Source organism: Pelatocladus sp. BLCC-F211, assembly GCF_041928655.1.
Classification (GTDB): Bacteria; Cyanobacteriota; Cyanobacteriia; order Cyanobacteriales; family Nostocaceae; genus Pelatocladus.
The window spans coordinates 23,029-29,161 of record NZ_JBHFLM010000089.1; the positions used below are offsets into that span (position 1 = coordinate 23,029).

Sequence of the window (6,133 nt, forward strand, 5' to 3'; positions counted from 1 at the left end):
CTAATGACCAATGACTAATAACCAGTCAACCAGAAATGTACAGCTATTTATTGGCGGCAAGGATTTTACGCCCTGCTTAATTTCGTTTCAGGGTAGTGACAACCACCTTGATCAATCTGGCTTGGTTAGCTTCACCGGACAAATTGTCCTGGGTAACGCCATAGATTTTGACGAGTCGATTGATGATAGGAAAAACCCGACGCGGTTTTGTCGTGGACGCTCAGTTATTTTAAATATTGCGAACTCTTCTGGGACGCTGCTCCGACACCCCAGGGGAGCATTAAGGATGCTAACGCCAAAATACGACTTAGAAAAACAGCAGCTAACACTGGAAGTGGGTGATTTAATTGCACTACTGAACTTCAAGGAACCCACTGACCCAGACAAAGCTAATAACAAAGATGAAGAGTGCCAGGGAAAGCCAGCAAGTCAAGTTATCTTTACTCTTCTCGCGGCTGCTGGCATTACTAATATCAGTGGAAGCTTACCATCAACTGTATACAATTATCCCCTCAATCTTTCCGGGTCGTATTTACAATCGGTTGGTAAAATCCTTTATGCCAACAATTTATTTGGGTGGGTGGATAAAAACGAACAGTTCCGCATTCAACAAGCAAATATTGCTATTGGCGCTGGTGGCTTAAGTTTACTCGTGGGGCGTGATGAAATTTCGTACAGGCGACTAGATGGGGCGGAATCACCCAATGAAATAATCAAAGCGGTAGGGACGCAAATGATTGTCCGCCCTACTCCAGCTTTTCTGGAGGACACCTCAGAGGAATATGGCACAGCCTCCACAGTAAATAAGAATTATGGCGACACCACTATTGTTATCCGCAAAACGAAAAGAGGGCAGGAGTGGAATAAAGGCGAGCATAAACTGAAAATAAAAACAGAAACAATTGAGCCATTTGGGTTGGTTATTCCTGAAGCCTTTTGGAACAAAACATCTGACGGGTTTGTACTATCTCCTCTATTAACATCAATCACTTCAGAAATAATTATTGAAGAGTCCCATTTTGAAGATAAACAAGAATGCAAGCTCAAGACAAAAGAAACAAGAACTTATCAGCCTAGAGCAACTTATTTGGCGGAGTTTAAAGAAGCACAAAAAAATTATTATTTTGGTGATATTGCAGGGTTAAATCTTGTCAAATCAGTTGTTGAAACTTATGAATATGACGCCAAAGATAGGCTTAAAAAAATTACTACTAAAGTCTCAGAATTAGAAATAAGTATACTTAATGGCACTGACGAAAACTGGAGCGAATGGATATTTCCTCCTGAATATCTAGTACCTTCTGAAACTACAATTCAAGAATGGCGAGAACTTAACAAAGATAGTTGGGAGTATAGAGCTTTTAGTTACAAATGCTTAGTTAGAATCAACCCTGAGTTGGTTAAATATCAAGCAGGTTCTAAAATTATTTCTAATAAAACCAACTTAATAGCAGATTCAAAAGTTAGTGTTCGCCGTGTCTCCAATTCTGGACAAGAAGTGCCGCCCGCACCAGAAAGATGTCCGCCATGCTGCACTTTTGAAGAGAGCAATATAGAAGAAAAAGCGACTTTTGCTGACCCTTGCAGTGGAAGTTTTAAACAGCGAGAACGAACTTTTAATGTAGAGTTTTTGGCAGGAAAATCAGAGACTGTACTAAAGCCAGGGGAGGTCAGGGTTTACTCAATAACTGGTGGTTCTAGTGCCGCTCATTCTCAGTTACAAGCGATCGCCAAACGGGAAGGGCGATTGCTTTGGGGGCGGTGGAAAGGACAAGAATTAGCAATGGCAATGGTGGATGGAGTTTTCAATCACTCTCCACTAATGACGGTGAGGGCCACAGAACCAGATGGAATTGTACAACTCTATCTGGCTGATGGGTGCAGTTGGGTGGTGTCGCAGCAAAAAGCTTTGTGGTCATGCGATGGAATTTGGGTAGGCACATCAATTGGAAGTGGCGACAATGAAACGGTGCTACTTCCTTACAGCGAACCACAAACTCTTTACTTGGGTATGGGGATCGGCTGTGATTTTACTGGCTACCCCTACGCACTCACCACCACTACCGCACATCTGCAACTGGGAGAAGGAGAAGGGCTACGGTGGAATGGCGGATTTTTGCTGTTTTCTGCTGGTATTGGGCAAGGAGCAGATTTTACAGGTGGAATACTTGACCTCTATTGGGAAGATTTTGAGTGGGACGAGACAGACGAAATTTCTTGGAATAACTTGGATTCATCTCCTGCGTGGAACGCAACCGAAGATTGGGAAAACGTTAACTGGGATAATTTACTCTGATGGCAACCGGGATATTTACAAGCGCTTGGATTACTGAATCAGCCAAAATTTTGTACCGTGGTGGCACACCGCCAGATGTCTCGAAGTTTCGGGTGTGCTTGGCAAATACGGCGGTACTAACTAGGGCAAGTACGCTGGCTGATTTTATTGGCAACGAACTACTACCTAGCAACGGCTACACAAGGTCTAGTGTGAACTTTGGCTCTGATGGTAGCTACGACACCACCGACCAAAGACACGAGTTGCCATTTCTCTCACCTAGTTTCACGGCTAGTGGCGCAAGTCTACAGTTTCAAACAGCATTTTTGCTAGCAAATAGTCACTCTGTAGCTTCACTGAGCTTTACCAACAGCAATGTGGATGCGGTGAGCGATCGCATCACTATTAATAATCATGGGCTTGTAAATGGCGATCGCCTAGTTTTCACCGCCGACGCGCTAGCTACTCTCCCTGGCGGGATTGCTGCAAGCACTCTGTACCAAGTGGCGAATAAAACTACCAACGACTTTCAATTACAGTTAGTAGGTGGTAGCAGCATTGTGGATATTGCCAACACTGGTAGCGGGACATTTAGAGCAAGGGCGGCTAACGGAATTGTGGTGGCATACGGTGTAGAGACAAGTCCAATCACTATTCCCGATGGGCAAACCTACGCATACCAGATCCCAATAGTTTTGTTGAACTCAGGGTACATCAATGGAACCTGAAGAATTATTGCAGCACCAAGTATTTAACAATCGCATTCAGTATCAACAAAAAAATGTTGACGAGGCGTCCCAAGAACAACAATCAACAACATCTATAGTTGGCTATGACTCAACTACAGGATTGATGAAGCTGCGGGATGGAAGCGTTGGCGGAGCCTCCCGGAGGGAATATCGCACCTTTTACGCTTCTGCAATTACTAATGGTGCGGTGGGGAAAGGGGAGGCTACCAGGGTGAGGCGTGGCAATTTGCCTACATACGATGCAATGCCCTTTAGACAGAAAGAAACAGTCCAAGAGACTGCAAGTGAGTTGCCGATTGTATTTGGCATATTGGCAACCGTGGACTATGACACGAGCGTTGCACCTGATGATGAAGATATTGATTCCTTAGATCCGCTTTCATATTTTTCTCTTTTTACAGATTCTTGCCTAGATCCAGGTTTCTGTATTCGCTCTAATTTTTGTATTGGAATATTACAGCCTAGCGGTAAGCTTAAAATTCAATATTTATTTGAAGAGACAGTAGCGACTTGGAAGCGGTATGTTCAGTATATAAATCAAGTACCTTTTGTGGGGTCGTTCATCAAATCTAGCTATTATTCAATGTTTTACAATGGCAATAAATTGAATTACATTGATGCTGGTTCACCGTCACTTCCGGGAGATTTTATTGGTAGATATAATTATGCTTTTATAACTACAAAATTAGTTTCTATAAGCATCAATAAAGCCAATCCAAAGAATTCAGATATTTCAGAGAAGCAGATTCAATTAGGTAGTAAAACGCCATTTGAGATGCTGCCACGTGATCCAGGTATTACTACACCAACCTACCAAACGCTTGATTTTCGTGGCAGCCCTCCTGAATCGGTATGTTTGAAATACCTTGCCGCCGATACAATTAAATTTGTTTTGGTTAGTGGACTGCTTTCATACTCAGGATTCGATAGTATTCAGCAAGCAGGGATTATTGTTTGGGATTTAGGCGGAATAAATGAAATTGAATCAAAGGATAATCCAGCTTGCTATTTTGGATTTACATGGGCGCTAAGAGAGCCAAATCCTAATAATGTTTATGGCTACAATTATTTGGGCGCTGGACTTAGGATCAAAGGTGGGTATGGTGCGAATGGCGGCATCGTGCTTCATTTAACGAACAACTCTTCAGATATAAATACAGAACTTTTTAATCGAGAATTTTCTGTTTTTGTATCTAAGGATTTTTTGCAAGGGGAAAACAATCAGCAACTGAATGTTTCGGACATCGTGTTTGATAAAGACATGAAGTTTTATCCTCCGCCAGACTTTACTGAGGTTTCTACAACCGTTGGCATTATGCCAGCACCAATTGAGACGAAAGAGTTGTTTTATCCATACTCGAAAACTCAACATACAGCAAACATCTCTTTAAGAAGTACTCGGCAACCTTCTCTCATCAAAAGACTGATGGCCTTTACTATTTTTAATCAAGATAAAGGCAAGGAGATTTTCTCGTGAACGAAATATCAACTTTAATGCAAATTTCTCAGATAAATCGCACTGCCTATAGATCGCGCCAAATTCAAGCACAGAAAACGAGCGATCGCACCCAAGAATTTAGCGCACAAGTTTTGGGATACGACCCTACCACTGGGCAATATCGAGTGAAGAATACGAACGGCAAAATTTTCTTTTCTAGAGCAATATCGAATTCTTCAGCACTGTGCAAGCGAGCAAATATAAGCTTAGTTTCTCCCATCGGAGGGACACCAATTATTGATGGAATGCCAGGATGACGAAGGCAGGAGGCAGGAGGCAGGAGGCAGGAGGAAGAAGTGGTAAAATTGGGATACTCCAAACTTCCTACTCCAAACAACTTGATATGAGCTATAGAGAACAATTTATTTGGCAATTTGGCATCGACCTAGCTGTTGAGTGTTACGAGTTAACAGAGTATTTCCCAAAGTCTGAACTTTACGGATTAACTAGTCAAATTAGACGTTCAAGCGTATCTGTACCTTCCAACATTGCAGAAGGATATGGGCGACGAACAAAGAATGAGTATATTCAGTTTTTACATATCGCCTTGGGTTCGCTTCGAGAATTAGATACACAGCTAATAATAGCAAAGCGCGTAAAACTCGCAGATCAGCAATTATTTGAACCAGTTTTAAAAAAAGTTGATCGCCTTCAAGGTATTCTGGTGTCAACGCTTGGAAAAATAAAAAACTAAGAGGAGGCAGGAGACAGGAGTTGAAAGGCAGCTTTGCTGGAGGAAAGACGTAATTCACGTTGATACGAATACTTCAAATCAATATCACTCGCTTTCCTTCCTCCCTCTTCCCTCCACTTGCCGTAGGCAAGTTCTTAACCTCCTGCCTCCTGCCTCCTGCCTCCTGCCTTCTGAATCTATGACTATTAAAACTGGATATGCGATCGCTGATATAACAACATTAAAAGCCCTGACCAGTAGCCAGAGAATTGACGGATATGCTCGTTTAGTAAAATCGGGGGCTGATGGTAAACCAGCCTGGTACACTTTCATTGCGGCTAGCGCTGAAACTGGCGACAATGACACGGCGATAACGCCAGATGACAGCCCGTCTACGGGACGCTGGATTAAAAGCAGTGGGGCGGGTGGTAGTACAAGCATCCCAGGGCGAATGATTTGTATTTCTGAATGCTCGTTAAACGACCCCGATATCGGCAAAGCTTTTGAGTTTTATGCGCCTTACACTGGACAAATAAATATTCAAGTGGGATTTGATATTGCCATCACTCCTGACGAAATAGCCATTGAGCTACATCGTTGGAACGTCGAACCCAACACAGATTTGAATGGTAGGGAGTGGGTGGCGGATTTACCACATACTGGAGGAACGGCGACGGTCAGCATTGATAGTGACTATCGGTGGATTTCTGTGTTTGCTAAAAATGGTGGCAGTTTTGATGCTACGTGTTTCACGATGGACGGAAGCATTGCAACTTTGCTGTCGTTTGAATAATTAAATCCCACATTCCGCACTTCAATAAGTAGCATGGGTAAACTACATAAACAGAAAATGCGCTCATGAGAATTTGAACAATCAAGTAACCAGAAAATAAATAAATTATCCACATCCAAATTCCAGCTTTTTTACACCATAAAAA

At 42.6% G+C, this 6,133-nt stretch carries 6 protein-coding genes; all 6 read left to right on the plus strand.

Annotated features, from left to right (window positions below; all coding sequences use genetic code 11):
- Window positions 1-10 precede the first annotated feature (10 nt).
- The 6 genes from ACE1AT_RS11140 (at window position 11) to ACE1AT_RS11165 (ending at window position 5,988) form a co-directional block, all read left to right on the plus strand.
- A complete protein-coding gene (locus ACE1AT_RS11140) occupies window positions 11-2,296 on the plus strand; it encodes a hypothetical protein (protein WP_374868213.1) in 2,286 nt (761 codons plus the stop codon).
- Complete coding sequence (locus ACE1AT_RS11145) at window positions 2,296-3,003, plus strand: hypothetical protein (RefSeq protein ID WP_374868215.1); 708 nt, start codon at window positions 2,296-2,298, stop codon at window positions 3,001-3,003. The genes ACE1AT_RS11140 and ACE1AT_RS11145 overlap by 1 nt, the downstream gene beginning before the upstream one ends.
- Window positions 2,993-4,501, plus strand: coding sequence for a hypothetical protein (locus ACE1AT_RS11150; RefSeq protein WP_374868217.1), 1,509 nt, complete (start codon window positions 2,993-2,995; stop codon window positions 4,499-4,501). The genes ACE1AT_RS11145 and ACE1AT_RS11150 overlap by 11 nt, the downstream gene beginning before the upstream one ends.
- The gene (locus ACE1AT_RS11155; protein WP_374868219.1) at window positions 4,498-4,779 is read left to right on the plus strand and encodes a hypothetical protein; all 282 of its coding nucleotides are present in this window, start codon (window positions 4,498-4,500) and stop codon (window positions 4,777-4,779) included. Before ACE1AT_RS11150 ends, ACE1AT_RS11155 begins: the two co-directional genes overlap by 4 nt.
- A gap of 86 nt (window positions 4,780-4,865) precedes the next feature.
- A complete protein-coding gene (locus tag ACE1AT_RS11160; protein WP_374868223.1) occupies window positions 4,866-5,216 on the plus strand; it encodes a four helix bundle protein in 351 nt (116 codons plus the stop codon).
- 178 nt (window positions 5,217-5,394) lie between these two features.
- Window positions 5,395-5,988, plus strand: coding sequence for a hypothetical protein (locus ACE1AT_RS11165; protein ID WP_374868221.1), 594 nt, complete (start codon window positions 5,395-5,397; stop codon window positions 5,986-5,988).
- The last annotated feature ends 145 nt before the right edge of the window (window positions 5,989-6,133 follow it).

Coding starts and splice junctions, on each gene's coding strand:
- ACE1AT_RS11165 (WP_374868221.1), top strand. CDS start 5,395: ATGACTATTAAAACTGGATATGCGATCGCTGATATAACAACATTAAAA.
- ACE1AT_RS11145 (WP_374868215.1), top strand. CDS start 2,296: ATGGCAACCGGGATATTTACAAGCGCTTGGATTACTGAATCAGCCAAA.
- ACE1AT_RS11150 (WP_374868217.1), top strand. CDS start 2,993: ATGGAACCTGAAGAATTATTGCAGCACCAAGTATTTAACAATCGCATT.
- ACE1AT_RS11160 (WP_374868223.1), top strand. CDS start 4,866: ATGAGCTATAGAGAACAATTTATTTGGCAATTTGGCATCGACCTAGCT.
- ACE1AT_RS11140 (WP_374868213.1), top strand. CDS start 11: ATGACTAATAACCAGTCAACCAGAAATGTACAGCTATTTATTGGCGGC.